A 26,095-nucleotide genomic window follows, 5' to 3' on the forward strand; every position below is an offset into this window, starting at 1 on the left:
AGCAAAGCTTTTCTCTTGATTTTTTAGAAAGAGGAACATTTACTGAATATCCCTATTTAATAAGGCGCATTTCGTCCTTGTTGTACTTCGATTCGTATTCCGAAATTACCATTTGCCGATTTCAGTTCGAATGCTCCCCGGAAATTATTTCTTTCCCAAGGCATAGCGCTGCGGTTAGGCACCCGCCAGCCATCCTTATCATAATCTCCGTAGGTATTGATTCTCATTCCGTTTTTCAGTTTGAAAGACCCCATCTGCATAAACTGTGGAGAAGAGGACAATCCCCAACCATATCCGTAGCCAAAGCCAGAAAAACCAGAGAAAGAAGACGAAGAAAAAGAGTCAGTGAATCCTTGCGAATAAGTAACGTCTGTATTTAAACGAAAGAGCTGATTATAATCTTTCGTCATATTAGGCATCTCTAAATTAAACTTGGGAAGTTCGGGAGTTGCTACATTCATTAACCCCATATCCAGCAGAAAGCCACCAAACTCTTTAATATTGGTGGATGGAGCACGACGAATACTATCGGAAGGAATTTCCGACTGTGCGGATGCAAAACCGACCGATAATATCAGCGAAAGAAATAGAATCAGTTTTTTCATCTTCGTAAAGGTTGATTTACCACAAAGATAGAGATTTTCAGCCTGACTATTCGCTTCCGTTATGTTTTCTTAGAAAAAAACTATCTTTTCAGTTTAATAACCGGATAAAGGACAGGGCTCGTTTCCCATTTCCTTTTCATCGGGTTGTACGAACGTTCCATGCCACCATGAAGTTCGATATAATCATTGAACTTAATCTCAAGAACCATGCCATAACCACTTTGCGGATATATAGGTGTGAGATAGCCCTGTGACGCATTCCGCTCACCATTCACAGAATATTCGCCGAAAGCCCGGATGCGCAGAAAGTCATTGATGCGATAAGCAGCCGAACCGGTAAAACCAAAATCGTTTCTGGCACCATGCTGGAAAGAAGGCATTGTATATTTGGCACCGAACACCCCACCCGAAAACTCCCATCGGTCATTGGGAGTATACGTATAAATGGCACCCGCCTGAATATGCGTTCCCATGGTAGGATAAGTGTTATATAAACTATACGTACTTAAATAGCTGTTTGCATTAATCCCGAATATATCCGAACGATTATAGTCACGACTGAAAGGATCGAAAGAAGTTCCCAATCTGGGAGCCGGCCAGGGAACATCAATAAATTCGGGAGGAGATATATGAAGCGTCATGCTATCCGCTTGAATGGTTGCTTTCCTGTCGTTTGGCGCTACATTCATATCGGGTAAGACAAAACCATCCTTATCCATATTTAATAGCTGTTTTTGCTCCGGTGGCAGATGAACCGCGCGGCCGATGCTATCCTTTTTCACTTCCACCTGTTGCGCAAATGCGGTATAGGTACAAAGTAAAAACATAAATCCTGTGAGAAGATGTCTTTTATTCATGGCACTTTGCGGTTTTAAGGGTTCAGTTGACAATCAGTTTATAGCCGATTCCACGCACGTTCACAATACGTATCTGTTCATCTTGCGAGAGTTTATGCCGTAATTTGGTAATGAACACATGCAGGCTTCGGGAGTTGAAAAAACTGTCATCACCCCAAAGCTCAAGCAAGACATCTTGCGTGTTGACTATCTGGTTCCGGTTCTGGCAAAGTCGTTTCAGGATTTCCGCTTCACGATGGGAGAGTTCCTGTTTCACTCCTGCGTGCAATAAAGTCTGTGCCACAGGATCAAACAGATAACTCCCTATCTCAAAACGGTTTCCTACCTTATTCTCTGTAAAGAGATAAGCTTTTCCCACCAATGCTTTGATACGGATAATCAGTTCCTGTATACCGAACGGTTTTTTCAGATAATCATTTGCTCCGAGTTCAAACCCCTCTACCACATCATTGATGGCCGAGCGGGCAGTCAGGAATAAGACAGGAGTTTGTTTATCCGTTTGGCGGATTCGGCGTACCATTTCAAAGCCATCCATTTTCGGCATCATCACATCAGCCACAAGTACATCCGGATGAAGTTCGAAGAAGAGATTTAATCCCTCTTCGCCGTCACTTGCCGTATGAATGATAAAATCATTTTCTTCAAGTGTATCTTTGATAATCATGGCGAGCGTCTGTTCGTCTTCTACCAGTAATACTGTGATTTTGTTTTTACTCATGATTTTACAGGTTTATAAAGTAATGGTAAAAGTACTTCCTTTGTCCGGTTCACTTTTTACGGTGATAGTCCCTCCATGTTTCTCGACCATACTCTTGACATAAAAAAGCCCTAGTCCGTACCCTTTTATATTATGAAGGTTTCCCGTCGGGACCCGGTAGAATTTATCAAATATATGCTTTTGCTTATCAAGCGGAATCCCGATTCCCCGGTCATTAACGCTGATCGTCACTGTTTCCCCAGTCTGCTGGCAGTAAATAGACAGTTCGGCTTCCTCCTTCGAGTACTTCACCGCATTATCTATCAGGTTACTGATGATGTTGCTGAAATGCGTACGGTCGGCTACAATAACAAGCGTTTCCGGTTTCATATCCAATGAGATATGTACAGGTTTGTCCGCCTTTAGCTGATGCTGCTCTACAAGCGGGGTAATCAGCTCTTTCAAGTTGATTTCTTCCGGATGCAGACGGAACGTTTTGCGACGTTCCATTCCCATGGATAAAATCTGTTCCACCAATCCGCTAAGTCTTTGCAACTGCTCCTGACTGATGCGCAGATACTGGTCGCGTTTACTTTTCTCTTCCGCCTGATTAAAGTTCAGTAATGCATCATTAGCCGCATAGGCCACAGCAATGGGAGTCTTTAACTCATGCGTGATATTATTGGTAAAATCGCTTTTCATTTCGTCCAGCGTTTTCTGTTTCAAGAGCGTCCGGATAAGGAACCAGAAAGAAAATCCGAGAATCAGAAGAATCACAAAGGAAGTGACCAGAATACCGGTCATCTGTTTCAACACCAATGAGTCGATCGGCTCGAATATCAGTTGGTAGCGTTGGCTGCGATGCCGGTTAAATTCATAGTCAAAGCGGATTGCTTTAGGACTGGGGATATAACTGCTATCTCCTGCCATGCCTAATGTATCTATATATATAATGGAAGAATCGGCACGGGTTCCGGTATAAATCAGAAGAGTGTGATGAGGAATAGAAAGATGATGCTCCTTCATCACGTGGGTGAGCAAACTGTCATATCGTTGCAGGTTTACATCTATATAGGTGTCCACCCCCGAATGAATCCCCTGCTGGATACTGATTAACAGCTCCTTTAGCGAATCTTGTTTTTTTAATAACACATCCAGTCCGCTTTCACTACTTGCAACAGCTTCCGGATCATTACCAACGGTTTTTACCGTATCCACGTTTGTTTCCGTCCGGGAGTGTATCGTATCCTGACGGGTGCTATCCGTATAAGAAATCGTTTGTTGAGTCACTAATGAATGACCGTCTGCGTCATATCCAGCGGACACTGTTACCGAACCATGTTCCACATTATCTTTTTGCAAATCATTTATCCGGAGCACGACTTCATTGAAGTCACTTGTGCGCATCGCATCCCTGATATTGCTCTCCATTTCCGATTTCATCGTCCGGTAAAGCCCTGTCAACCAATAAGCTTGGTAGACGAAGATTCCGATTAGCGAGCATATAACCAGAATGACGATATGTTTTAGCGGTAATTTCATACTGACAAAGATAATAGGAAACTATTCTTATCCTTCTCTTTGATAAGACTAAATAACACTAGATAAGTCAGCGATAACGCAATTTTCCGTTTTTTCTACCGTATTTTGCCGTATACAAAAATAAATACGATATGAAACGGATTAATTCATTATTGATATCTCTTCTATGTGGGTGTATACACGCCACCGCGCAAGTAGAACAACCGTTACAGGAACCTGCCGATAGTGTGAAAAATATAGGCTATATGGATAGCCTGTTCCAAGAATTGCCCGAAGTGATGATTATGGGTGAACGCCCGATAGTGAAAGCGGAGCAAGGTAAACTCGTGTATGATGTGCCGAGACTGGTAGGCAACCTGCCTGTGGATAATGCCTATGATATTTTAAAAAATCTTCCGGGCATAGTCAATATGAACGGCAGTCTGACATTAGGAGGACAGAGTGTTACCGTTGTCATCAACGGAAAAGTGACCACTCTGTCTGCCGAACAATTGGATGCTTTATTAAAATCGATTCCTGTCAGCCGAATTGAAAAGGCGGAAGTGATGTATTCCGCTCCGGCACGCTATCAGGTACGCGGACCGATGATTAACCTGATATTAGCACCCGGCACAGGACAGGCATCTTCTCTTCAGGGAGAACTTTATACAGCTTTCAATCAACACCATTACGAATCTTTGGCAGAACGTGGAAGCCTTCTGTACTCCGGACGTAAATTCTCTGCAGATCTTCTTTACTCTTACTCGTATGATCGCGACCGAAGAATCACGGAGAAAGAAGCGCTTCACACGTTGGCCGACGGTTCGGTACATCAGATGGATATGGATGATATCATGACTTCCCGTACCAACAGTCATCAGGTACGTTTCGGGATGGATTACTCCCTCGCCGAAGATCATCTGTTAAGCCTGGTCTATACAACCGCCTTTACCGATTCCAAACATTATGCCGTAGCTGCCGGGGCACAGAACTCCGTTACCGATTCGCAGGGAGACAGCCAGCTCCATAATGTGAAGCTGGACTATCAAACCCCTTTCGGACTGAAAGCAGGTGCAGCATTTACTTACTACCATTCTCCCGGCAGCCAGTTATTATATAGTACGCTGGGAACGGAAACGATGAATTTCTTAAGCCGGGATAAACAACAAATCAACCAATGGCGTTTTTATGCCGGGCAAGAACATAACTTAGGCAAAGGATGGGGATTGAATTATGGTATAGCTTACACAACCGCTTTGGACCATAGTTACCAAAAATATTACGATCCTGAAACAGCCCACCTGTTGCCGGATAATAACATGGACTCCCGCCGTTGCGAACAAACTCTGAATGTCTATGCAGGACTAAGCAAGAACTTTGGCGATAAACTTTCGGCCGATGTTTCCCTGGCAGCAGAGCAATATCATACAGATATCTGGAATGAATGGAGTCTCTATCCGGTAGCCAATCTGACTTATATGCCCACTGCTGGACATGTCCTGCAACTCTCATTGAGTAGTGACAAGGAATATCCTGAATATTGGAGCGTACAAAACGCTATTTCTTATATGGGAGCTTATTCTGAAATTCAAGGCAATCCTTATCTCAAACCTGCAACGAACTATGAAGCGACCTTCAATTATATCTTGAAAAGCAAATACGTCTTTTCCGTCTTTTATAGCTATACAAAAAACAACGAAATGCAGACCCTTTACCAATCACCGGAACGCTTGGTGGAGATTTACAAATTCTTCAATTTTGATTTTTCATCGCAGGCCGGATTAATGATGACAGTTCCTTTCAAGGTGAAAAAATGGCTGGACTCCCGTATAACAGCCATCGGCTTTCGCTATCGCCAGAAAGACAGTGATTTCTGGGACATCCCGTTTGACCGCAAACTCTATACATTCGTGTTGACGATGAACAATACCTTTACCCTTTCCACCAAACCCGATTTAAAACTCACCTTGACCGGATTCTATCAAAATAAAGCCATACAAGGAATTTTTGATCTTCCCCGTTCGGGAAACCTGGATGCGGCGCTTCGTTACACCTTTGCGAAAGGAAAAGCGCAACTGACGTTGAAGTGTGACGATATATTCAATACCTCTACCATTTCAACACAAGTCCGTTACGGATTGCAGAATGTGAAGAACCACTATATGCGGACCACCCGCACGTTCGGCGTTTCGTTTAACTATAAATTCGGAGGATACAAAGAGAAGAAGAGGGAAGAGGTCGATACCTCCCGCTTTAAATAAATGCTAATTTATTTTTAGACATAAGAGCGAGAAATATTTCAGACATAAGAACAAAAGAACATAAATGCTGCGCTTTGAAAATTATTTCTGTTGCTTATTTAACTGCTATTTTATTTTTTGTTCTTATGTTCTTCTGTCTGAATTAAATTCCCATTTATAAAATGAACTACTTAGTTCATTCTTTTGATGCTTTCCATGTTTGGGCATATTCTTCCAACACACGTTTGATACTTTGTCCGATTTTCACATAATCGGCCTCATTCAAATTAGCCAGTGACACACGCACACTCCATTTCGGTCCGGCAAAGCCACCGCCATTCAACAGCACGAGTGAAGTTTCGTTTGCCAGGCGGAAAACCACATCCAGCGGATTGTATGTCTTTTGCAGATAAGCAACGAAGTCATCTCCATAGAATTTCTTTGCCCATACCAGCATATCAATCTCCGAATAATATCCGGCACGCAGCGGATCCTCTACCAGTGTGAACCCTGTGTTATCCCACAACGCATGCAGGCGGCGATGAATAATTTCCTGCATCTTGGTTTTATAACTGTCTTCCTTATCCAGAAGCGAGAAGATGGCAAACAAACTCATTTGCATTTGTTGGGGCAGAGAAAGCCCTGCGGTATGATTCAGCGCAATCTGCCGGCTGTCAGCCACCATGCGGTCGATAAATTTCATTTTTTCCGGTTGCAGGCTAAGACTGGAATAACGTTTGTTCAATATTGATTTCTGCTCCTCCGACAGGCGGGCAATCATTTTGTCGTAGATGTTGTCTTCGTGTAAAGCAATCACTGCGGTTCTCCATCCCGTAGCTCCGAAATATTTGGAGAACGAATAAACGCAAAGCGTATTGTGTGGCAATTCTGCCATCAATGAACGGAAATGAGGGATAAACGTTCCATACACATCATCCGTAATAATCATCAGGTTCGGATTGTCATTCTTCACAATGTTGATGATACGTTCGGTAGTCTCCCTGCTAAGTGCGTAACTGGGCGGATTACTCGGATTGGTGATAAATAACGCTTTGATCCGCGGGTCTTTCAACTTGTCTATATCTTCATCCTTATACTGCCAGGTGTGCAATCCGTCAGGAGTCATCTGGTCGGCAGAAATTTCGGTAACGTCAAACTGATAGCGTCGCAATTCCGGGATTTCTATATAAGGAGTGAACACGGGAATCATCAAGGCAATGGCATCTCCCTGATTCAACAGGAAATTCTCTTGCAAAGAATCGAACAGATAACACATGGCTGCCGTACCTCCTTCGGTGGCGAAAAGATCAAAAGTCCCTTTCGGCGGACGGCGGTCACACATCTCTTGTGCCAAGTAATCCTGCACGATTAACTCTGTAAAATGTAAAATACGGTCGGGCACAGGATACTGGTCGCCGATGACCGATTCCGCCCATTCGTGAATCAGCGTATCCGGATCGGCAGCATGCTCCATCAACATATAATTGTAGCCCTCTTTCAGCAGATTAGCACCCGGAGCTTTTTCATTCTCTTTCAGGAAAGCCTCGAAACGGGCGGCTATTCCAGCCTTTTGCGGAATGCCTGCTATTCCTTCTTCCAGTGAAAACGCATGGCGACATTCGCAAAGTCCGAATTGTCCCAACAGAAAAAATGCTTCGCGTGGTTCGGTAGCAATCCAGTTCGGATTACCTCTTCCCGCATTCAGCATGGTATGTGCTATTTTCTTGATACTTTCATCTGCCATATCGATCAGTTTGTTTTTCAGCTCGAACGGGCTGATCGTTTCCATTTTCTTGGCATAACTTTTCGTAATGGCAGGGTTATTTGTTTTCTTTTCCATAATGATATTTATTTATATAGTTTTACATAAGCAACACGATGACGACTCCCCAGATAATCAGTAGCGTATTGCCGACTGCATACGTCACTGTATACCCTAATGCAGGTGTATCACTTTCCACTGCATCCTGAATAGCTCCCAGTGCAGCTGTTGTGGTACGTGCTCCTGCCGTGCATCCCAATGAAAGGGCAGGGTGGAATTTGAACAGGTATCTCGCCATCAGCAATCCTGCGAGAAGAGGGATGGCAGTTGCCAGTGCACCGACAATAAACAGACTGACTCCGACTTCCTTGAATCCGGCTATAAAACTGGGACCTGCAGCAATGCCGACCACTGCGATAAACATATTCAGCCCTACATTATTCAATACCCATAAAGAGGGTTCGGGGATACCTCCGAAAGTAGGATGCTTGCTGCGTAACCAACCAAACAGAAGTCCGGCAATCAATGCGCCGCCACTGGTAGAAAGACTGATAGGAACACCTCCCAGATGGATAGCCAGTGCGCCGAAAAGACCACCGAGCAAAATGCCCAGGCCGACGAAAATCATATCCGTCTGATTGGTCGGACGGTCAATGTAACCCATTTGTTTGGCAGCGCCTTCCACTTCATGTTTAAGACCGGTGAGCTCGAGAATATCTCCCGAATCCACAACTGTTTTGGATAATACCGGAACATTGATTCCGGCACGCTTGATGTTACGGATACTGACTCCGTGCATAAATTTCTGTGCCCGGATTTTGGCTACCGTTTCCCCGGCAAACGTCCGGTGAGTCACCATTACGGGAAGAGTTTCCGCCGGAAAATCCAATAATTGTGCGTCGATCACTTCCGGACCGATCCAGTCTTCTTCTCCGATTACAAACTCACGGCGTCCGCTTAGCACCACTTCGTCGTTTTTGCGAAGAATCAGGTTCGGATTGACATCTTTCACCACTCCTCTTTGACGAATCCGTTCTACAAACAGCCGTTTATCATTCTTGCATAAATATGTTTCGAGTTCACTGACTTTCTTTCCTTTGCCGAACCATTCATTGGTGATTTTATAGGCACGGAATACCACCGGACGAAGAGCCGGGGAAAATCCGGGTTCATCAGCTTCCGATGTTCCCATTTGAGCCTCCAGTTCTTTGCAGTCGGCTTTCACCTTATCCAGTCCGCCCAGCATTTTAGGGCCGAGAGAAGCCAGAATCCATGCAGAACCGGCTGTACCGAAGATATAAGTTACAGCGTAAGCTACCGGAATCGCATTGATGAATGTCGCTTTTTGCGCATCGCTGATTCCCAATTGGTTGATTGTATCGCTTGCCACGCCGATCACGGCGGATATGGTCTGTGAGCCTGCCAAAAGTCCGGCAGCTTCCCCTACATGGTATCCCATGATTTTGGCGAGTATCCATGGTGCCACCAGGCTGACAATACACATCAGTACAGCGAATCCCACCTGTGGCAGCCCATCCTTTTTTAATCCGCGGAAAAACTGCGGACCTACCTTATAGCCGACGGCAAACAGGAAAAGCAGAAAGAACACAGCTTTCATTGGGCCATCCACAGTGATATTCAGTTGCCCGACCAATACTCCGACCAGCAGAACACTGGTGACTGTCCCCAATGAGAATTTCCCTATTTTGAGTCTGCCCAGCCAGAATCCGGCAAAGAGCGTCAGGAAAATAGCAAGTTCAGGGTGTACCCTTAGTTGATTAATAATCCATTCCATAATTAAGTTGTTGTTTTAGGTTATGCCATTTACAACAGTTATTGCGTGAAAAGAGTTTATAGTGTTTATGATAAATAGATATATAAATATCCGATGAACTTTAAATTTCTCTATTTCGCTTTTTTGTTATACTTTTGTTCTTTCAAAAATAAAACTAATCATATTCTGTATGAAATCAGACATAGAAATTGCTCGCAGCATTGAGCTGAAGAAGATTAAGCAAGTTGCCGAAGGTGTCGGAATTCCTCGCGAGGAAGTGGAGAATTATGGTCGCTACATCGCAAAGATCCCTGAACAACTGATTGATGAAGAGAAAGTGAAGAAAAGCAATCTCATCCTGGTCACTGCTATCACGGCAACCAAAGCGGGCATTGGCAAAACTACCGTATCTATCGGTCTTGCTTTGGGACTGAATAAAATTGGAAAGAATGCGATTGTCGCTCTTCGTGAACCGTCTCTCGGTCCTTGTTTCGGAATGAAGGGAGGAGCGGCCGGTGGAGGATATGCACAAGTGCTTCCGATGGATAAGATTAACCTTCATTTCACGGGGGATTTTCACGCCATCACCTCTGCCCATAACATGATTTCGGCATTGCTCGACAATTATCTCTATCAGAACCAGGCAAAAGGTTTCGGATTGAAAGAAATTCTTTGGCGGAGAGTGCTTGATGTGAACGACCGTTCGTTGCGCAGCATCGTTGTCGGTCTTGGACCTAAATCCAACGGGATTACCCAGGAGTCCGGTTTCGATATTACTCCTGCTTCGGAAATTATGGCGATTCTTTGTCTTTCCAAAGATGTGAGTGATTTGCGTCGTCGTATCGAAAACATCCTGTTGGGCTTCACTTATGATGACCAGCCTTTTACTGTAAAAGATCTGGGAGTGGCAGGAGCTATCACCGTGCTATTGAAAGATGCCATCCATCCTAATCTGGTGCAGACTACCGAAGGAACCGCTGCTTTTGTACACGGCGGTCCGTTCGCTAATATTGCGCATGGTTGTAACTCTATTCTGGCCACTAAATTGGCAATGTCTTTCGGCGATTATGTAATTACAGAAGCCGGATTCGGTGCCGATCTTGGTGCAGAGAAGTTCTACAATATCAAATGCCGCAAGAGTGGACTCCAACCGCGTCTCACGGTGATTGTCGCTACGGCACAAGGATTGAAGATGCACGGAGGTGTCAGTCTCGACCGTATCAAAGAACCGAATATGGAAGGACTGAAAGAAGGATTGCGTAATCTGGACAAACATGTCCGTAATCTTCGTTCATTCGGTCAGACGGTTATCGTAGCTTTCAATAAGTTTGCGTCCGACACCGATGAAGAAATGGAATTGCTGCGTGAACATTGCGAACAGTTGGGAGTCGGTTTTGCCATCAACAATGCGTTCAGTGAAGGAGGAGAGGGGGCAGTAGACATGGCCCGCCTGGTGGTAGATACAATCGAAAATAATCCGTCCGAACCTTTGCGTTATACATATAAGGAAGAAGATAATATACAGCAGAAGATTGAAAAGGTGGCTACTAATATTTACGGAGCCAGCGTTATTACTTACAGCAGTATTGCACGCAACCGTATCAAACTGATCGAGAAAATGGGCATCACTCATTATCCGGTTTGTATTGCTAAAACACAGTATTCATTCTCTGCCGATCCTAAGATTTATGGCGCGGTGAACAACTTCGAGTTCCATATTAAAGATATTGTAATCAATAACGGAGCTGAAATGATTGTAGCCATTGCCGGAGAAATTCTTCGTATGCCGGGATTGCCTAAAGAACCGCAAGCATTGCATATTGATATTGTGGATGGAGAAATAGAAGGATTGAGCTGATATACACTTAAATATACACTTAAAGAACACTTGTTCTGGCGCTATGCCGATAAAAATAAATCCCCGTCTTTCCCTATAAAATGAATGTGGAAAGACGGGGATGACTGTATATAGAGTCCAGTGTGCTTCTCTTTTCTCTTCATGCACACTGTACGGTTGAATTCGTACTTGTTGTGGGTGATATATGACATCATATATTTCTTTTATAGTAAGAAAAACGAAATTCCGGAAAGATGGTTCGAACGGGACCGTTAATAAATAAAAAAAAGGCCTGCTCCTTTCGTAAAGAGCAGACCTTAAATGGGAATTAAGCTAATAACAGTTTACAATTACTAGCTTTAAAATTGTGTTTTAGTAAGCGAAAAGAGGATATTTTTTCATTGTCTCATTGACGCGTGCACGTACTTGTGCAATAACTTCCTCATTTTCTACGTTAGACAATACAGTTTCGATCATTTCTGCAATTTCGAGCATCAAGTCTTCTTTTGCACCACGAGTTGTGATAGCAGGAGTACCCAAACGGATACCGGAAGTCTGGAAAGCCGAACGGCTGTCGAACGGAACCATGTTCTTGTTAACGGTAATATCAGCAGAAACCAATGCTTTTTCTGCCACTTTACCTGTCAAATCAGGATATTTGCTACGCAGGTCGACCAACATAGAGTGATTGTCTGTACCACCGGAAACGATGGTAAAGCCACGGTCGATCAAAGCCTGTGCAAGTACGGCAGCATTTTTCTGTACTTGTTTAGCATATTCCTTAAATTCAGGTTGCAGGATTTCGCCGAAAGCAACTGCTTTAGCAGCAATTACATGTTCCAATGGTCCGCCTTGGATACCCGGGAAAACGGCAGAATCCAGTAATTGAGACATCATTTTGATCTCACCTTTCGGAGTTTTCTTACCCCATGGGTTGGGGAAATCCTTACCCATCATGATGACACCACCACGAGGTCCGCGAAGTGTTTTATGTGTAGTAGAAGTGACGATATGTGCATATTTAACCGGATTTTCGAGCACTCCGGCAGCGATCAGACCGGCAGGATGAGCCATGTCGATCATCAGGATAGCGCCTACTTTGTCAGCGATTTCACGCATACGTTTGTAATCCCATTCACGAGAGTATGCAGAACCACCACCGATAATCATTTTTGGTTTCTCACGAAGAGCGACTTCTTCCATCTGGTCGTAATCAACGCGTCCTGTTTCCTGATTCAGGTTATATTCGCAAGGAGTATAGATGATACCGGAAGTGTTCACTAATGAACCGTGAGACAAGTGTCCGCCGTGTGCCAGATTTAATCCCATGAATTTGTCGCCCGGATTCAGAACAGCAAGGAAAACAGCAGCATTAGCTTGTGCTCCCGAGTGTGGTTGTACGTTTGCCCATTCAGCGCCGAAAATTTCTTTCAAGCGGTCGATAGCGATTTGTTCGCTTTGGTCTACTACTTCGCAACCTCCGTAGTAACGTTTGCCGGGATAACCTTCTGCGTACTTGTTAGTCAGGCAAGAACCCATTGCCTGCATTACCTGGTCACTCACAAAGTTTTCTGATGCAATCAGCTCGATTCCTTTCAACTGACGTTGATGCTCTTTTTCGATGATGTCGAAAATGATGTCGTCTCTTTTCATTCTTTTATAAGTAAGATTAAATTTCTAATTCGAGATACCTATTTTAAGCGCACAAAGTTAATGAAAATAAATAAAGAATGAAGGAACAGCAAGAAAAATGTTATTAAAAAGCGGGATTTAATGATATTTTATTCTTAAAGAATGAATCCCAGTGAAAAACTTAATGCGCTGTCACGGCGACGGAAAATAATGTTGCTCACACCCGTACTGCCGTCGGAGTTGATATTGTCATAAATGATAGACTTGGAGATGTTTCCTATACCTTGTTCGTAGCGGAAATCGAAGAAGATACGTGAGATGTTGACACCTACGCCAATCACTGCGCTGACATTGAACGGATACAACTTTTCGTGAATACCCTTTTGGTCGAAATTCTTAAAAGTGATTTCATTGTGCTTTCCCCATAGGTAGCGAAGCTTGGGACCTGCGAAGATAGACATTCCGTAAGGTCCTTTTTTCACCACATTATAGCCATATAGAACGGGAAAATCGACACTGTGCAACACCGATTGTACCGATGCGTAATCAGGCTCGATGGCAGGATGCTGGGAACCGAGTTTGTCGAACGTAATCTCACCTTTGCTTACATTGTACGACACTTCAGGCTGGATAAAATGTTTTTTCATATTGATGCGCATGAAGAGAGCACCGAAATAACCTATCTTATAGTTATTCTGTACCTCATTGATAGTCACATCCTTAATTTTTAGTTCAGACACCATGAACATGGAAGAGTTGAAGCCCGCTTTGATACCGATATTTATTTTTTTTGTATTGGGACGGTCTACTCTGTCTGCGTTATAATTCTGTCCGACAACCGGGCTGCCGGCTGCAACTAATAAACCTAAAAAAATGAATTTACGCAGCATATCCATGACAGTATCGTTCCTTTTATGATTTTTTCTTTTCTACACTCCAACCGAACTTACCGATTTTCTCTCCCAAATTGTAATATCCTCCGTGCACATATACCAGCGGATTAGCTTCCGCCAGTTCCAGCTTTCCGGTTTCGGGGTTCAGGTTCCGTTCGTCGGCACGCACATTTACCACGTCGGCAATAAACATATCATGTGAACCAAGAGAGATGATTTCTTTTACACGACATTCAATGCAAAGAGGGGATTCTTCAATCAGCGGGGCACTGACTACCGTACACTGTCCGGGTGTCAGTTTCATCTCTTCGAATTTATGATAATCACGTCCCGAACGAACTCCGCACCAGTCGGTGGCAAAAGCCATGTCTTTGGTTGTCAGGTTGATGACAAACTCCATATTTTTTTTGATAATATCGTATGAATGGCGTTCCGGACGTACGGATATATAACACATGGGCGGGTTCGTGCAAATCGTACCCGTCCATGCTACTGTGAACATATTATATTCGCTTTCCTCTTTTCCGCAACTGACTAGTACAGCCGGCAGCGGATAAATCATCGTTCCTGGTTTCCAGTCCTGTTTCATAGTTGTCATTTTTTTCACCACAGATTACACAGATTAACACAGATATAGATATTATTATTCCATAAAATAAAAATCTGTGTGAATCCGTGTAATCTGTGGTGAGCTGAAGTTAGAGGATTGTTATCTCTTCTCGTTTCTGTTCTTTTTCGCAATAATGGCATTTCACGATGCAATTATCCTTATCTATCACATGAAAGATGGTGCTCATCGGTTCATTGTTGGTAATACATTTCGGATTGGCACATTTCACGATGCCACGAAGCTCATCCGGCATTTTTACCTCTTTCTTTTCCACTACCTCGTAATCGCGGATAATATTCAGTTTGACGTGCGGTGCCACTACTGAAATACGGTTGATCTCTTCGTCACAAAAGAATTTATCTGCAATTTTGATGATTCCTTTTTTACCCAGCTTCTTGCTGTCGAGGTTGAATCCGATCGTGATATTGCTTGTCATTTGTTCCACACCGAGCAGTTGCACTACGGTGAAGAGCTTTTCAGATGGGATATGGTCAATCACTGTTCCGTTTTTCAGGGCAGCTACTTGCAATGCTTGTTTATTTTCGCTCATAATAAAATATCGTTTTTAACGTCCTCTAATGTGATACCTAATACATCGCAAAGGATTGCTTCGCGGGCATACAGACCGTTTTGTGCCTGTTGGAAATAATATGCTTTCGGGTTGTCATCCACATCGTAAGCAATTTCGTTGACACGGGGAAGCGGGTGCAGGATACGCAGGTTCGGACGTGTGTTTTCCAACATTTTGTTACGGAGAATATATACATTCTTCACCCGTTCATATTCCATCAGGTCGGTGAAACGTTCGCGTTGCACACGGGTCATATACAGAATATCGGCGTCGGCGATAATCTCTTCGGAAAAGTCTGTATGTTCAACGTATTTTATTTGGTGCGTTTTGCAGTAAAGTTTGTATTCTTCCGGCATTTTCAATTCTTCGGGAGCGATAAAATGGAAAGTCGGATTAAAGTGTCGCATCGCCATCAGCAAAGAATGTACGGTGCGGCCGTATTTCAAGTCACCCACCAGGAAAATATTCAGATTTTCCAGCGTTCCTTGCGTTTTGTAGATAGAGTAAAGATCGAGCATCGTCTGCGACGGGTGCTGGTTAGCTCCGTCACCTGCATTGACAATGGGCACCGGGGCTACTTCGCTGGCATATCGTGCAGCTCCTTCGAGATAGTGTCGCATGACGATAATATCTGCGTAGTTACTCACCATCATGATCGTGTCTTTAAGTGTTTCCCCTTTGGAAGAGCTGGTGGCCTTGGGGTCAGAGAATCCGATTACTCGTGCACCGAGACGGTTGGCAGCTGTTTCAAAACTCAAGCGGGTACGGGTGGAAGGTTCGAAGAACAGGGTTGCTACTACCTTTCCTTGTAATAACCGGCGATTGGGGTTCATTTCAAACTGCTTCGCCATTTCGAGCATGTAGAGGATTTTTTCTTTAGAATGTTCGGCAATGGTTACTAAACTTCTGTTTTCCATTTTGTTATCTTTTATGTGGATAGAACTTGTTTTACCGGAGCGTAAAGGTACGAAGAATTTGTGAAAAGCACAGATTTTTCGTACCTTTTTTATCAGCTTTTAATCAGTCGGTTTATTTCCGTCCGCTGGCTAGTGCTGCAATGATATATTTCCCCGGTGCTCCGATTTTGCTCCAGGCCGTATTGGAGAGTAGTTTCCATACTTGGGTGCCTTTCCTGCCATAGTCCGATAACCGGAGAATTGTCTGCCTCTCCTTCAAATTAGTCACTTTGTGGCGTTCCAGGCTTTCTATCAGTCCGTTCATGTTGTGTGTGGCCTGATTGTATGCATACCCCGGAATTTCAAACGAAGCATCGCTTATTTCTTCTTCTTCTTCAGTATTTAGTTTAGTTTCCTTTAGTTTAGTTTGTCGAGAAATGTCTGCATTTTCAGAACTCACCTCCTCTTGAGTTGGAAAAATGTTAGCATTTTCCTTGTTCAACTCATCCTTGTGTATCCTTTTTCTCTGTTTGGTCTCTAATAAATAAGGTAGTTGTGAGAAATCTATTTTTCTTCGTGTCGTAGCTTCGAACCACACTCTTTGAATCTGTTCCGAAGTGAGTATACCGTGTTTCTCGTAGGTTTCTTTATGGAAAAATCCTTTTTTCCAATAACAGGTCGACAATCTTTTCCATCATATCCTCTTTGATCCCGCCACCTACTTTGCGGACGAAAATTAGATTTTGTTCTTTCCCCCAAGAGATGTAATATCCTTCTTTATAGATTTTGCAAAGCAATCTCATGACCATGTAAGAAGCTAACACTCCGAATTTTGCTTCTAATAACTCCATAACCTCTTCGTCAAAAAAGTTTGCCGGTGTCGGGAAGTAAGGTATCCCTTTATTAATCATATTCATTATTCAATATTTTTTTATTATAAACTATACAATAGCTTTCCATTCCATTAGGTTTCCGATCATGAATCTTCTCCATCCTTTTTGTTCTTCACTCCAATAGATAATAGACTCTTGTTGTGCTGTGATATTAAATTCTCTATGAAAGAATTTTTCATATCCTACCAGTGTTCCTCTTTCCAGGCAGAACGTACCATCCTGCTTATGAAAAGCTATCATTGCATTTCCATACAACATGTGTTCTATTAGTTTAATGCACTCCTGTACAATTCTCTCTGCACATTTATCCGAAATCCCCTTTTCGGCAGTAATACGTTTTTTCCATACTAATTTGCAAGCTTCTAACTTGCCTTTCTTGATCTTTTGTCTCATTTTCTTCTGTTTTTTGATTGAAAAATTAAGTTTTTATTTAAACATAAATATCCCCTGTCGGATAGTGACGGTATGCTGTTGTCATAGCGTTACTATCCTTTCATTATAGTGACGCTATGACAACAGCATACCGTCACTATTTTTTGAGAGAAATTCTTGTTGTTTTCCGACCGGTTGAAAACGGCGGCGAAGGTAGGCCTTATATTTCACTTGTCCCATTATTTTTTCTTAGTACTTGCTTTTAAGCTTTTCAGCCTGTTCTCTTTTTTCCTTTTTCTCTTTCATATATTCTTCTTCCACAGACTTTTTCAATGCCGCCAATTCAGCATGTATACTGCTAAGTTCCATTAACTTATAGCCGCCATGCTTGTGAATGTATAATACTTTTTGGTCATAGATATATTGGGCCAGATTTATCAGCTTTTTTTTCTTAGGATGGTGGAAATATCCATCGATAAAGATTCTCAAATGCATGGTGAGATAAAGGCGGATATCTCCACTGATTGCTATTCTGTTTTCCAGCTCTTCTTCACTGATGATTTCTTCCTTTGACTGTCTTCCTGGGGCTTTTTCCACTGTTTGAACATTTCTCTTTGCTTTGTTGTTTTTACTTCCTTTTTTAGATTTTTCGCTTCTCATAATTAGTTAATTTTTGCAATATTAATGAATGTTAATTTGAAAATAATATCTGGAAAGTGAAATTGAACCTGCAAAAAGATTTGTTCTTTTGTCGCTTGCCAAATAGTATATATATAAAATAACTAGTGATGCAAATGATGAATAAAAATGGATTTAGTCGATGTGGTGAGAACTACATCAATCGTTTACGAAAGGAAGGGCGTTATTCTACGGCGCACGTTTATAAGAACGCCCTTTATTCTTTCGGGAGGTATTGTGGTACATTGAATGTGTCGTTCAAGCAAGTTACCAAGGAACGTTTACGACGTTATGGTCAGTATCTTTATGAGTGTGGTTTGAAGCCCAATACGATTTCTACGTATATGCGTATGCTTCGTAGTATTTACAATCGGGGAGTGGAAGCGGGGAGTGCCCCTTATGTTCCTCGATTGTTTCATGATGTCTATACAGGTGTGGATGTCCGGCAAAAGAAAGCTTTGTCTGCCGGTGAATTACATAAGCTTTTGTATGAAGATCCCAAATCGGAACGTTTACGTCGTACACAAATTATTGCCGCCCTGATGTTTCAGTTTTGTGGAATGTCATTTGCTGATTTGGCACATTTGGAAAAATCAGCTTTAGATCAGAGCGTGTTGCGCTATAATCGAATCAAGACGAAAACTCCCATGAGCGTCGAAGTATTGGATACCGCCAGGGGAATGATAAATCAACTCTGGAGTAATCAGGAACCCATTCCCGATTGTCCGGACTATCTATTTGATATACTTTGTAGTAACAAAAAACGGAAGGATGAAAGGGCATATCGTGAATATCAGTCTGCTCTTCGGAATTTTAATAATCGTTTGAAAGATTTGGCGAGAGTTTTACGGTTAAAATCTCCGGTTTCTTCTTATACACTGCGCCATTCTTGGGCAACGACAGCGAAGTATCGTGGAGTGCCAATTGAAATGATCAGTGAATCATTGGGGCATAAATCTATAAAAACGACACAAATCTATTTAAAAGGTTTTGAACTCAAAGAACGTACAGAGGTAAATAAAGGGAATTTATCTTACATTAGAAACTATCGTTTAGGTTGATAGTTAACGATAAAGTATTAGAAATCAAGGGCGAAATGTTTCTGTTACTTCTTAGGTAACGGATAATTATTCGGTGCAAAGATATGCAAAAATACAAATAGTAAACAAGTAAAATCTTCTTTTTTTTCTGAATTGTTGAAATATGCAACAAAAATATATCAGGACATGATGATTCTGTTTGATCATGCCTGAAATTCCTGTACTCTGTTTCCAAAGATGCTTTTCCCTTCGCGTAGGTTAGAAAAACATCTTTGTAGGCAGTTCCTGTCCATGTTTTTCTGCTTTCATCTGTTTTTCTGTGAATGAGTACCTTATCCGTTACCTAAGAAGTAACGGAAAAGTAAGGGGTAAAAAAGTATGATTCTAACGAAAGAAACTTTAAGTGCTGGGCCTAGTATTGGGACAGGGGAAGGCGTAGCACACTCTAAACGCTGGTATGTCGCTCTGGTCCGTATGCATCATGAAAAGAAAGTAGCCGAGCGTTTAGATAAAATGGGGATTGAAAATTTTGTACCAGTCCAGCAAGAAGTACATCAATGGAGTGACCGCCGTAAAGTGGTTGAATCCGTATTGCTTCCGATGATGGTTTTTGTACACGCTGATCCCAAAGAACGTAAAGAGGTTCTTTCCTTTTCCACTGTTAGTCGGTATATGGTAATGCGTGGTGAGAGCAGTCCAACTATCATTCCTGATGAACAAATGGCTCGTTTCCGTTTTATGCTCGACTATTCCGAAGAGGCAATTTGTATGAATAGTGCTCCTTTGGCACGTGGTGAAAAAGTGCGTGTCATTAAAGGTCCCTTGACAGGGCTTGTAGGAGAACTTGTCATGATAGATGGTAGAAGTAAGATTGCTGTCCGGTTGAATATGCTGGGGTGTGCTTGTGCGGATATGCCGGTTGGGTATGTAGAGCCGATAGGTGAGAGGCAATAATCAAATTATTAATCAAAAGTATGACATAGGAGGTGCCGAATAACCTTTAAAGGTATTATAGGCATATAGTAAATATTTACATGTCTCAAGCGACAGACAACAATAAGCGAATAGCGAAGAATACCTTACTTCTCTATATTCGTATGCTTTTTATGATGATCGTGAGTTTATATACTTCACGTGTCATACTAGATGCTCTAGGAGTTGAAGATTTTGGTATATATAATGTCGTAGGTGGCGTTGTAGCTATGTTTTCGGTAATATCGGGGTCATTATCTGCTTCTATCAGTAGATTTATTACCTTTGAATTGGGGAAAGGTGATCAAAGTAAGTTGAATAAGATATTTTCAGCATCGGTTACTATCCAAATATTGTTATCTTTAATCGTAGTCATATTAATAGAGCTTGTTGGTGTATGGTTTCTTAATTCTAAGATGATTATTCCAGCAGATAGAATACTGGCAGCTAATTGGGTACTCCAATTTTCTATTGTCACTTTTGTCATAAATCTTATAAGTGTTCCATATAACGCATCTATAATAGCACATGAAAAAATGTCGGCTTTTGCTTATATCAGTATATTGGAAGCTATAGGCAAACTTATTATTGCATATTTGATCGTTATAGCTCCTATGGATAAATTGCTGTTTTATTCAATTTTGATGTGTTCTGTAGCGGTAATTATTCGTTTTACTTATGGCTATTATTGTAAAAGGCATTTCAAAGAGTGTACTTATCATTTTTGTTGGGATAAAGAACTTTTAAAGAATATGTTTGGGTTTGCAGGATGGAATTTCATTGGAGCTGCTTCATCCGTGTTAAGAGATCAAGGTGGAAATGTTGTCATTAATTTGTTTTTCGGTCCATCTGTAAATGCAGCTAAAGGTATTGCTATGCAAGTAAATTCAGCAATTTCAGGATTTGTCAGTAATTTCATGACAGCATTAAATCCACAAATTACAAAATCTTATGCTTCTGGCAATTACGATTATATGATGACACTTATCTTTCAAGGAGCGAAGTTCTCATTTTATATGTTGTTGTTGCTCTCATTGCCTGTGATTATCAATACTCACTATATTCTTGGACTATGGTTGAAATTGGTGCCGGAACATGCGGTTCTGTTTGTGCGGCTAACGTTGCTTCTTGCCATGAGTGAATCTATTTCAAATCCACTGATTACAGCCATGCTTGCTACGGGTAGAATTCGGAACTATCAGATTATGGTAGGTGGTTTGCAGATGCTGAATCTCCCTATATCATATATCTTTCTTCGTTTAGGATGTGTACCGGAATCTGTATTGTTTGTTGCAATATTTATATCTCAATGTTGTTTAGTTGCACGTCTTTATATGCTCAGAGGAATGATTGGATTATCTTCTGTCAAGTATTTGAAATATGTGTATTTAAAAGTCCTGATGGTAATGTCAACATCAGCGATTGTACCGATATTATTATTAAAGAACATAAATGAAACCTTTTTATCCTTTTTAATTATATCTGTAGTGTCAATACTTACCACATCAATTTCGATATTCTATATAGGATGCAGTAAAGAAGAAAGAGTTTTTGTCCGGGCAAAGGTAAGTGCTTTATGTGCAAAAATCAGAAGATGATAGAACGAGTTTATTCAATAACAATAAGAAAAATCCGGTTGATACAATGATAAATATTAATAATCCGGCAGATTGTTGCGGATGTACTGCATGTGCCAGTATTTGCGCTCATGATGCTATTACAATGAAGCCAGATGCGCTTGGATTTCTCTATCCGGAAGTGGATCGAAGCAATTGTGTTGATTGCGGTCTGTGTGAGAAGGTGTGTGCTTTTAATGACGATTACGATAAAAGCTTTAATATAGATAAGCCTTTGGCTTATGCGGCAAGGCATAAAATAGAAGAAGAATTAAGATATAGTCGTTCAGGAGCCGTATTTGTTGCTATGTCTGATTATATTCTGGAACATGGTGGCGTTGTGTATGGTGCAGGATATGCTGACCATTTTAGAGTCGTCCATAAACGAGCAATTACAAAAGAAGAATGTAACGAATTCAAGGGAAGTAAGTATGTACAGAGCGATATGAATACGGTGTTCCGCCAAGTGAAGCAAGATTTGAAGGCAGGTCTGGCTGTTTTATTCTCTGGTACTCCATGTCAAACTGCAGGTTTGAATAGTTATATAGGAAAAGCTCAAAGAAAAAATCTCATTCTCGTAGACATTATTTGTCATGCAGTGCCCAGTCCTTCTATATGGAAAGACTATCTTGGCTATATAGAATCAAAATTCAAATCAAACGTTATCAAACTAGAATTTCGAGATAAATCTGTTGGATGGTATCAACCATATATGGAAAGTTTTACTCTTGCGGATAACTCTATTCATAAAGATTTTCTGTTAGGGTATCTTTTTGGTTCAGGATTAGTCTCCAGACCCTCTTGTGAGCATTGTAGATATTGCAATCTTTCCAGACCTTCTGATTTGACTATCGGAGACTTTTGGGGATATGAAAAAGTCGCACCGGAAATGAATACAGACAATAAAGGAATCTCGCTTGTTATTTGTAACACAGATAAGGGGTGTAGCCTTTTTAGGGAATGTTCTTATATGCTGCATACAAAGCATGTAGAATTGATGAACTCATTGCAACGTAGATCCTCGTTGGCATCAATTTGCAAAGGATTATCAAAAAAGAGGATTTTTGTATGTTGCCAGGAAATATGGAAATGTAGGTTATCGTTATCAACTAAGAATGTTAATGGACAAAATTAAGCGGAAATTATCCATTTAATATGAAGATAGGAATATTGACATTTCATTGTGCTCACAATTATGGGGCCGTGTTGCAGGCCTATGCTTTAGTAACGTATTTGCGGAAGAATAACTATGATGCAGAGATAATAGATTATAGACCCAGATCGTTAACCATGTCTCATGGTATTATGCCTTGGCGTAGAATTTCCCGACTTAATATAATACGAAAAGTTATCTTTGTTCTTAGAATATTACCGTTCTTAACGGAAAGAAAAGAACGTTCTGACAAATTTCAATCATTTATAGATAGCTTACCTCTTTCAACTCGGAAATATACGGAAACAGACAGTGAGGTTATAGGCTATGATATAATAATTTGTGGTAGTGACCAAGTTTGGAATCCTAGAATTACCAATGGCTTTGATAAATTCTTTTGTGGAAGTGTCAGTCATAAAGGTAAATTTATATCCTATGCAGCTAGTACTGAAGCCAAACGAATCATCTCCGATGACTATAAAAAATATAAAGAAGTGCTCTCCAATTTTGAGAATATTTCAGTTAGAGAGTCAGAACTTAAAAATATTTTGCAACCACTCATAAATAAAGAAATAACGAAAGTTGTAGACCCTGTCTTTTTATTATCAGCCAATGAATGGCAAAAGATAGCTGTTAAACCAACTTTTATAGATAAACCATACCTTCTTGTATATCAAGTAAAAAGAGACGATAGGGTACTGGATATGGCAAATAAATATGCTATATTACACCATATGAGTGTGGTTGAAGTAACAGCAGAGGCTGAATATAAAAAAATGAAGAATCGAATATTAACAGCATCTCCTTTTGAATTTGTGGGATTGTTTGCCAATGCCTCATGTGTCGTTACAACATCGTTTCACGGAACCGCATTTTCTATAATATTCAACAAGCCTTTCAAAACCGTATTGTTCAATTCGCCCGGAGATGGACGAGCTTTGGACGTAATGAATACTTTCGGCATAGAAAATTCGACAGTTGATGTAGATAGCGGGGATATTCAGGAAATGTCTCATAACACCCCTAATATAGATATTCTAGTCCGGACTTCAGAAACATTTATAAAGCAGGCTATACAATGATGAATAATGCAATAGTCAAAAGATATCCATTGGCTAACTCCTTTCCGATATTATTAATAGCTTGTCTGATATTGGAACAAGGTTACGGTCTTCTTCCAACACCTAGATATCTATTTCCTGTATTGGTGGGTATTTTCTTTTTTTTCTTTAAAAAAAGAACATCCTACAGTAAGCCCATTTCAATCTTTGTAGTCAGTTGTATACTAAGCATTTTTTCGTGTATGTATTTTAGGTATGAAAGTCCAGTTAGTATCATGGCTGAATATAATATCTATTTTATGGTTGTATTTTATTTTGTTTTGTGCAAATACAACGTAAGTATCGAAGTTCTCGAAAAGGTGTTGTTTTGGGCTTTTATCATATTCTGCCTTTGTTACTTATATCAAGTTTCAGTCTATCCCAAACTTGTATTTCTAAATGAAAACAATCAATACAATGAAACAATAGATGTGTTAAACCGACGAATTAGAATGGTGGGAATGTCCATTAATTCATTGGGATATTTTTATACTTTGAATAAAATTTTGGAGAAGAAAATGAACTATATACTTCCCATGTTGCTTTCATTGATTTGTATGTTATTATTTGGATTTAGAACTTTACTGTTCTTTTCTGCTGTATTTTCTATAATAATGATTATAAGATTTAACGGCTTTTCAAAGAAACTTGTCTTATGGTGTGCATTGGGAGGATTAGGTGCTTATTTACTTTATCTTACTCCCATCTTTCAGACGGTTTTTGAAGGAATGATGGAGAGGCAAGAATCTGACCAGACTTTTGGCAATAAAGATTATATTAGATATGCAACTTTGTTCCATTATTATGGTCATCATTATAAGAGTACGGTAGAGATGTTTTTGGGTTCTGGATTATGTAACCGGGCATTAAGAACATCTTATTCTTTAGAAATTTTGAGAAATGAATCATACGGATTGCATTATTACGATTGGGGATTGTTGGGAATTAGTTGGATGACTGGAGTACTTAGTCTGATTGGAATGTTATGGTGGTCACTAAAAGCGGCATTTGCAAAACTTCCTAAGAAATATTTATATCTTTCTGTATGGTTCGGATACATTCTGACTTGTGGATTTACCTCTGCTGAATTTGTTCGCCAAGGATGTTTTTTGATACAAGCAATATGTCTATACCTCATTTATAAAATATCCTTGTATGAAAAGAATTGCTATAATGAATAATGGGACATTACCTATACCGTCAGTTTTGGGAGGTGCAGTAGAAACATTGGTTCAGCTTTTGATTGATACCAATGAAAAAGAAAAGCAAATGCAACTTGAGATTTTTTCTATTGACAATGCTAATGCAAGAGAAAAGGCAAAAAAGTATAGGTGTACCCATTTTCACTTTGTTAGTACTTCGAGTATTTTGAATCGAATAACAGATTTTCTAAAGCGTTGTTATAATTTTATAGCTTTACGGACAGGTCTGCCATTTATTGGATATTGTTATGCAAGTGCGTTGGTTCGTTTCATCAAGAATAGTAACAATATTGATGCTGTTCTTCTGGAAGGTTCCTCAATTAATGCTGATTATATAAAAAGGAAAACCGCATTGCCCGTTATACAACGCATACATAATATACCGCTCCATGGTTTGCGTCATTGGGATGATTTGAATGCAAAATCAACAGACCTTTATTTGGGGATTAGCAATTATATATGCAAAGTGTTGCAGAAAAATATTGAAGGAAAATATGGAGCTGCCATCAGGTTATTGTATAATTCAATAGATTTCGATCAGTTCAATGTAAGGACTACAATTGAAGAAAGAAATGTATTAAGAAAGTCGCTTAATATTCCTGTAAATTCCTTTCTTTTTGTTTTTTCGGGTAGATTGAGGGATTACAAAGGTATAAAAGAATTGCTGCTTGCTTTCTTGGAATCTAAAGATAAAATGCCTAATGCCTATTTGCTTATTGTCGGGAGCTTTGCGTTTTCTTCGACCTATGTGTCTCCATTCGAAAAAGAACTTGCGTCTATCATTTATCAATTGGGTGAGAGGGTTATATTTACAGGTTTTGTGAAGTATGAAGTCATCCATAAATACTATCAAATTGCAAATGTAGGTGTATTCCCTTCCACATGGGAGGAACCTTTTGCACTAACCTGCCTTGAGGCGATTGCAAGCTCATTGCCTGTTATTATAACGAGAAGTGGAGGTATGCCGGAAATTGTTGATGGGGAATGTGGTATTGTTGTCAAGAATGACGAAAATCTAGTCAATTCATTGGCCGTTGCAATGAAAAATATATATGGTATGGACAAAGTTAAATTGAAAAATATGGCTCTGCATTCTGTATTGCGGGCACAATTGTTTGACAATCAACTTCAATATAAACAATTTGTAGAATACATCCATTCTAAAATATAGTTT

22 protein-coding genes and 1 pseudogene are annotated in these 26,095 nt (G+C 40.7%); 9 read left to right on the forward strand and 14 right to left on the reverse strand.

Annotated features, from left to right (window positions below; translation table 11 throughout):
* Nucleotides 1-56: 56 nt before the first annotated feature.
* The 4 genes from KTR06_RS11975 to KTR06_RS11990 form a co-directional block, all read right to left on the reverse strand.
* A complete protein-coding gene (locus KTR06_RS11975) occupies nt 57-605 on the reverse strand; it encodes a hypothetical protein (RefSeq protein ID WP_008022582.1) in 549 nt (182 codons plus the stop codon).
* 80 nt (nt 606-685) lie between these two features.
* Entirely contained in the window at nt 686-1,462 is a 777-nt protein-coding gene (locus tag KTR06_RS11980; RefSeq protein WP_049702693.1) for a hypothetical protein, read from the reverse strand.
* A gap of 22 nt (nt 1,463-1,484) precedes the next feature.
* The gene (locus KTR06_RS11985) at nt 1,485-2,180 is read right to left on the reverse strand and encodes a response regulator transcription factor (protein ID WP_049702694.1); all 696 of its coding nucleotides are present in this window, start codon (nt 2,178-2,180) and stop codon (nt 1,485-1,487) included.
* A 12-nt stretch (nt 2,181-2,192) separates the two neighbouring features.
* Nucleotides 2,193-3,701 (reverse strand): ATP-binding protein, encoded by a 1,509-nt coding sequence (locus KTR06_RS11990; protein ID WP_049702695.1) that lies wholly within the window; start codon nt 3,699-3,701, stop codon nt 2,193-2,195.
* Between the two features lie 131 nt (nt 3,702-3,832).
* Between KTR06_RS11990 and KTR06_RS11995 the strand changes: the two genes are divergently transcribed.
* Nucleotides 3,833-5,941 (forward strand): outer membrane beta-barrel family protein, encoded by a 2,109-nt coding sequence (locus KTR06_RS11995; RefSeq protein WP_151922230.1) that lies wholly within the window; start codon nt 3,833-3,835, stop codon nt 5,939-5,941.
* Nucleotides 5,942-6,116: 175 nt separating this feature from the next.
* On the opposite strand, the gene aspD is transcribed toward KTR06_RS11995, so the two are convergent.
* Both aspD and aspT read right to left on the reverse strand, forming a co-directional pair.
* Nucleotides 6,117-7,760 carry an aspartate 4-decarboxylase gene (aspD, locus tag KTR06_RS12000; RefSeq protein ID WP_118218013.1) on the reverse strand — a complete coding sequence of 548 codons (1,644 nt, stop codon included), beginning with the start codon at nt 7,758-7,760 and terminating at the stop codon, nt 6,117-6,119.
* Nucleotides 7,761-7,782: 22 nt separating this feature from the next.
* Nucleotides 7,783-9,477, reverse strand: a complete 1,695-nt coding sequence (aspT, locus tag KTR06_RS12005; protein WP_151922229.1) for an aspartate-alanine antiporter — start codon at nt 9,475-9,477, stop codon at nt 7,783-7,785.
* 169 nt (nt 9,478-9,646) lie between these two features.
* On the opposite strand from aspT, the gene KTR06_RS12010 reads away from it, so the two are divergent.
* Nucleotides 9,647-11,314: a formate--tetrahydrofolate ligase gene (locus KTR06_RS12010; protein WP_008640016.1), complete on the forward strand. Its 1,668-nt coding sequence runs from the start codon at nt 9,647-9,649 to the stop codon at nt 11,312-11,314.
* A 351-nt stretch (nt 11,315-11,665) separates the two neighbouring features.
* On the opposite strand, the gene glyA is transcribed toward KTR06_RS12010, so the two are convergent.
* The 8 genes and pseudogenes from glyA to KTR06_RS12050 form a co-directional block, all read right to left on the reverse strand.
* Nucleotides 11,666-12,946: a serine hydroxymethyltransferase gene (gene glyA / locus KTR06_RS12015; protein ID WP_004303451.1), complete on the reverse strand. Its 1,281-nt coding sequence runs from the start codon at nt 12,944-12,946 to the stop codon at nt 11,666-11,668.
* Between the two features lie 134 nt (nt 12,947-13,080).
* Entirely contained in the window at nt 13,081-13,821 is a 741-nt protein-coding gene (locus tag KTR06_RS12020; RefSeq protein WP_151920918.1) for a porin family protein, read from the reverse strand.
* Between the two features lie 16 nt (nt 13,822-13,837).
* Complete coding sequence (locus KTR06_RS12025) at nt 13,838-14,407, reverse strand: flavin reductase family protein (RefSeq protein WP_004303449.1); 570 nt, start codon at nt 14,405-14,407, stop codon at nt 13,838-13,840.
* Nucleotides 14,408-14,516: 109 nt separating this feature from the next.
* Complete coding sequence (gene pyrI / locus KTR06_RS12030; RefSeq protein ID WP_004303448.1) at nt 14,517-14,978, reverse strand: aspartate carbamoyltransferase regulatory subunit; 462 nt, start codon at nt 14,976-14,978, stop codon at nt 14,517-14,519.
* Nucleotides 14,975-15,916 (reverse strand): aspartate carbamoyltransferase, encoded by a 942-nt coding sequence (gene pyrB / locus KTR06_RS12035; protein ID WP_009039538.1) that lies wholly within the window; start codon nt 15,914-15,916, stop codon nt 14,975-14,977. The genes pyrI and pyrB overlap by 4 nt, the downstream gene beginning before the upstream one ends.
* 112 nt (nt 15,917-16,028) lie before the next feature.
* Nucleotides 16,029-16,812, reverse strand: a pseudogene (locus KTR06_RS12040) (DUF4373 domain-containing protein).
* Between the two features lie 24 nt (nt 16,813-16,836).
* A complete protein-coding gene (locus KTR06_RS12045; RefSeq protein WP_009039539.1) occupies nt 16,837-17,181 on the reverse strand; it encodes an SH3 beta-barrel fold-containing protein in 345 nt (114 codons plus the stop codon).
* A gap of 228 nt (nt 17,182-17,409) precedes the next feature.
* Complete coding sequence (locus KTR06_RS12050; protein WP_004315279.1) at nt 17,410-17,820, reverse strand: DUF4119 family protein; 411 nt, start codon at nt 17,818-17,820, stop codon at nt 17,410-17,412.
* 128 nt (nt 17,821-17,948) lie between these two features.
* Here KTR06_RS12050 and KTR06_RS12055 point away from each other — a divergent pair, with 128 nt between their 5' ends.
* From KTR06_RS12055 to KTR06_RS12085, 7 genes are all read left to right on the forward strand, one after another.
* Nucleotides 17,949-18,899 carry a tyrosine-type DNA invertase cluster 3b gene (locus KTR06_RS12055; RefSeq protein WP_032841658.1) on the forward strand — a complete coding sequence of 317 codons (951 nt, stop codon included), beginning with the start codon at nt 17,949-17,951 and terminating at the stop codon, nt 18,897-18,899.
* Nucleotides 18,900-19,256: 357 nt separating this feature from the next.
* The gene (locus KTR06_RS12060; RefSeq protein WP_055234608.1) at nt 19,257-19,832 is read left to right on the forward strand and encodes a UpxY family transcription antiterminator; all 576 of its coding nucleotides are present in this window, start codon (nt 19,257-19,259) and stop codon (nt 19,830-19,832) included.
* A gap of 80 nt (nt 19,833-19,912) precedes the next feature.
* Nucleotides 19,913-21,448 (forward strand): MATE family efflux transporter, encoded by a 1,536-nt coding sequence (locus KTR06_RS12065; protein WP_151922227.1) that lies wholly within the window; start codon nt 19,913-19,915, stop codon nt 21,446-21,448.
* Complete coding sequence (locus tag KTR06_RS12070) at nt 21,429-22,601, forward strand: Coenzyme F420 hydrogenase/dehydrogenase, beta subunit C-terminal domain (protein ID WP_317196100.1); 1,173 nt, start codon at nt 21,429-21,431, stop codon at nt 22,599-22,601. The genes KTR06_RS12065 and KTR06_RS12070 overlap by 20 nt, the downstream gene beginning before the upstream one ends.
* A gap of 20 nt (nt 22,602-22,621) precedes the next feature.
* A complete protein-coding gene (locus tag KTR06_RS12075) occupies nt 22,622-23,701 on the forward strand; it encodes a polysaccharide pyruvyl transferase family protein (protein WP_151922226.1) in 1,080 nt (359 codons plus the stop codon).
* Nucleotides 23,698-24,900, forward strand: coding sequence for a hypothetical protein (locus KTR06_RS12080; protein WP_236097339.1), 1,203 nt, complete (start codon nt 23,698-23,700; stop codon nt 24,898-24,900). The genes KTR06_RS12075 and KTR06_RS12080 overlap by 4 nt, the downstream gene beginning before the upstream one ends.
* Nucleotides 24,875-26,092, forward strand: coding sequence for a glycosyltransferase family 4 protein (locus KTR06_RS12085; RefSeq protein ID WP_151922225.1), 1,218 nt, complete (start codon nt 24,875-24,877; stop codon nt 26,090-26,092). The genes KTR06_RS12080 and KTR06_RS12085 overlap by 26 nt, the downstream gene beginning before the upstream one ends.
* The last annotated feature ends 3 nt before the right edge of the window (nt 26,093-26,095 follow it).

This window comes from Bacteroides sp. MSK.20.12 (assembly GCF_019052435.1).
GTDB classification, from domain to species: Bacteria; Bacteroidota; Bacteroidia; order Bacteroidales; family Bacteroidaceae; genus Bacteroides; species Bacteroides xylanisolvens.

What these genes read in the sequence shown, in the direction of transcription:
- KTR06_RS12050 (WP_004315279.1), bottom strand. Translation starts at nt 17,820, where the DNA reads ATGAGAAGCGAAAAATCTAAAAAAGGAAGTAAAAACAACAAAGCAAAG.
- glyA (WP_004303451.1), bottom strand. Translation starts at nt 12,946, where the DNA reads ATGAAAAGAGACGACATCATTTTCGACATCATCGAAAAAGAGCATCAA.
- KTR06_RS12025 (WP_004303449.1), bottom strand. Translation starts at nt 14,407, where the DNA reads ATGAAACAGGACTGGAAACCAGGAACGATGATTTATCCGCTGCCGGCT.
- KTR06_RS11995 (WP_151922230.1), top strand. Translation starts at nt 3,833, where the DNA reads ATGAAACGGATTAATTCATTATTGATATCTCTTCTATGTGGGTGTATA.
- KTR06_RS12020 (WP_151920918.1), bottom strand. Translation starts at nt 13,821, where the DNA reads ATGGATATGCTGCGTAAATTCATTTTTTTAGGTTTATTAGTTGCAGCC.
- aspD (WP_118218013.1), bottom strand. Translation starts at nt 7,760, where the DNA reads ATGGAAAAGAAAACAAATAACCCTGCCATTACGAAAAGTTATGCCAAG.
- KTR06_RS12065 (WP_151922227.1), top strand. Translation starts at nt 19,913, where the DNA reads ATGTCTCAAGCGACAGACAACAATAAGCGAATAGCGAAGAATACCTTA.
- pyrB (WP_009039538.1), bottom strand. Translation starts at nt 15,916, where the DNA reads ATGGAAAACAGAAGTTTAGTAACCATTGCCGAACATTCTAAAGAAAAA.
- KTR06_RS12085 (WP_151922225.1), top strand. Translation starts at nt 24,875, where the DNA reads ATGAAAAGAATTGCTATAATGAATAATGGGACATTACCTATACCGTCA.
- KTR06_RS12045 (WP_009039539.1), bottom strand. Translation starts at nt 17,181, where the DNA reads ATGAGACAAAAGATCAAGAAAGGCAAGTTAGAAGCTTGCAAATTAGTA.
- KTR06_RS12075 (WP_151922226.1), top strand. Translation starts at nt 22,622, where the DNA reads ATGAAGATAGGAATATTGACATTTCATTGTGCTCACAATTATGGGGCC.
- aspT (WP_151922229.1), bottom strand. Translation starts at nt 9,477, where the DNA reads ATGGAATGGATTATTAATCAACTAAGGGTACACCCTGAACTTGCTATT.
- KTR06_RS12010 (WP_008640016.1), top strand. Translation starts at nt 9,647, where the DNA reads ATGAAATCAGACATAGAAATTGCTCGCAGCATTGAGCTGAAGAAGATT.
- KTR06_RS11980 (WP_049702693.1), bottom strand. Translation starts at nt 1,462, where the DNA reads ATGAATAAAAGACATCTTCTCACAGGATTTATGTTTTTACTTTGTACC.
- KTR06_RS11975 (WP_008022582.1), bottom strand. Translation starts at nt 605, where the DNA reads ATGAAAAAACTGATTCTATTTCTTTCGCTGATATTATCGGTCGGTTTT.
- KTR06_RS12060 (WP_055234608.1), top strand. Translation starts at nt 19,257, where the DNA reads ATGATTCTAACGAAAGAAACTTTAAGTGCTGGGCCTAGTATTGGGACA.
- KTR06_RS11985 (WP_049702694.1), bottom strand. Translation starts at nt 2,180, where the DNA reads ATGAGTAAAAACAAAATCACAGTATTACTGGTAGAAGACGAACAGACG.
- KTR06_RS12055 (WP_032841658.1), top strand. Translation starts at nt 17,949, where the DNA reads ATGCAAATGATGAATAAAAATGGATTTAGTCGATGTGGTGAGAACTAC.
- pyrI (WP_004303448.1), bottom strand. Translation starts at nt 14,978, where the DNA reads ATGAGCGAAAATAAACAAGCATTGCAAGTAGCTGCCCTGAAAAACGGA.
- KTR06_RS12080 (WP_236097339.1), top strand. Translation starts at nt 23,698, where the DNA reads ATGATGAATAATGCAATAGTCAAAAGATATCCATTGGCTAACTCCTTT.
- KTR06_RS11990 (WP_049702695.1), bottom strand. Translation starts at nt 3,701, where the DNA reads ATGAAATTACCGCTAAAACATATCGTCATTCTGGTTATATGCTCGCTA.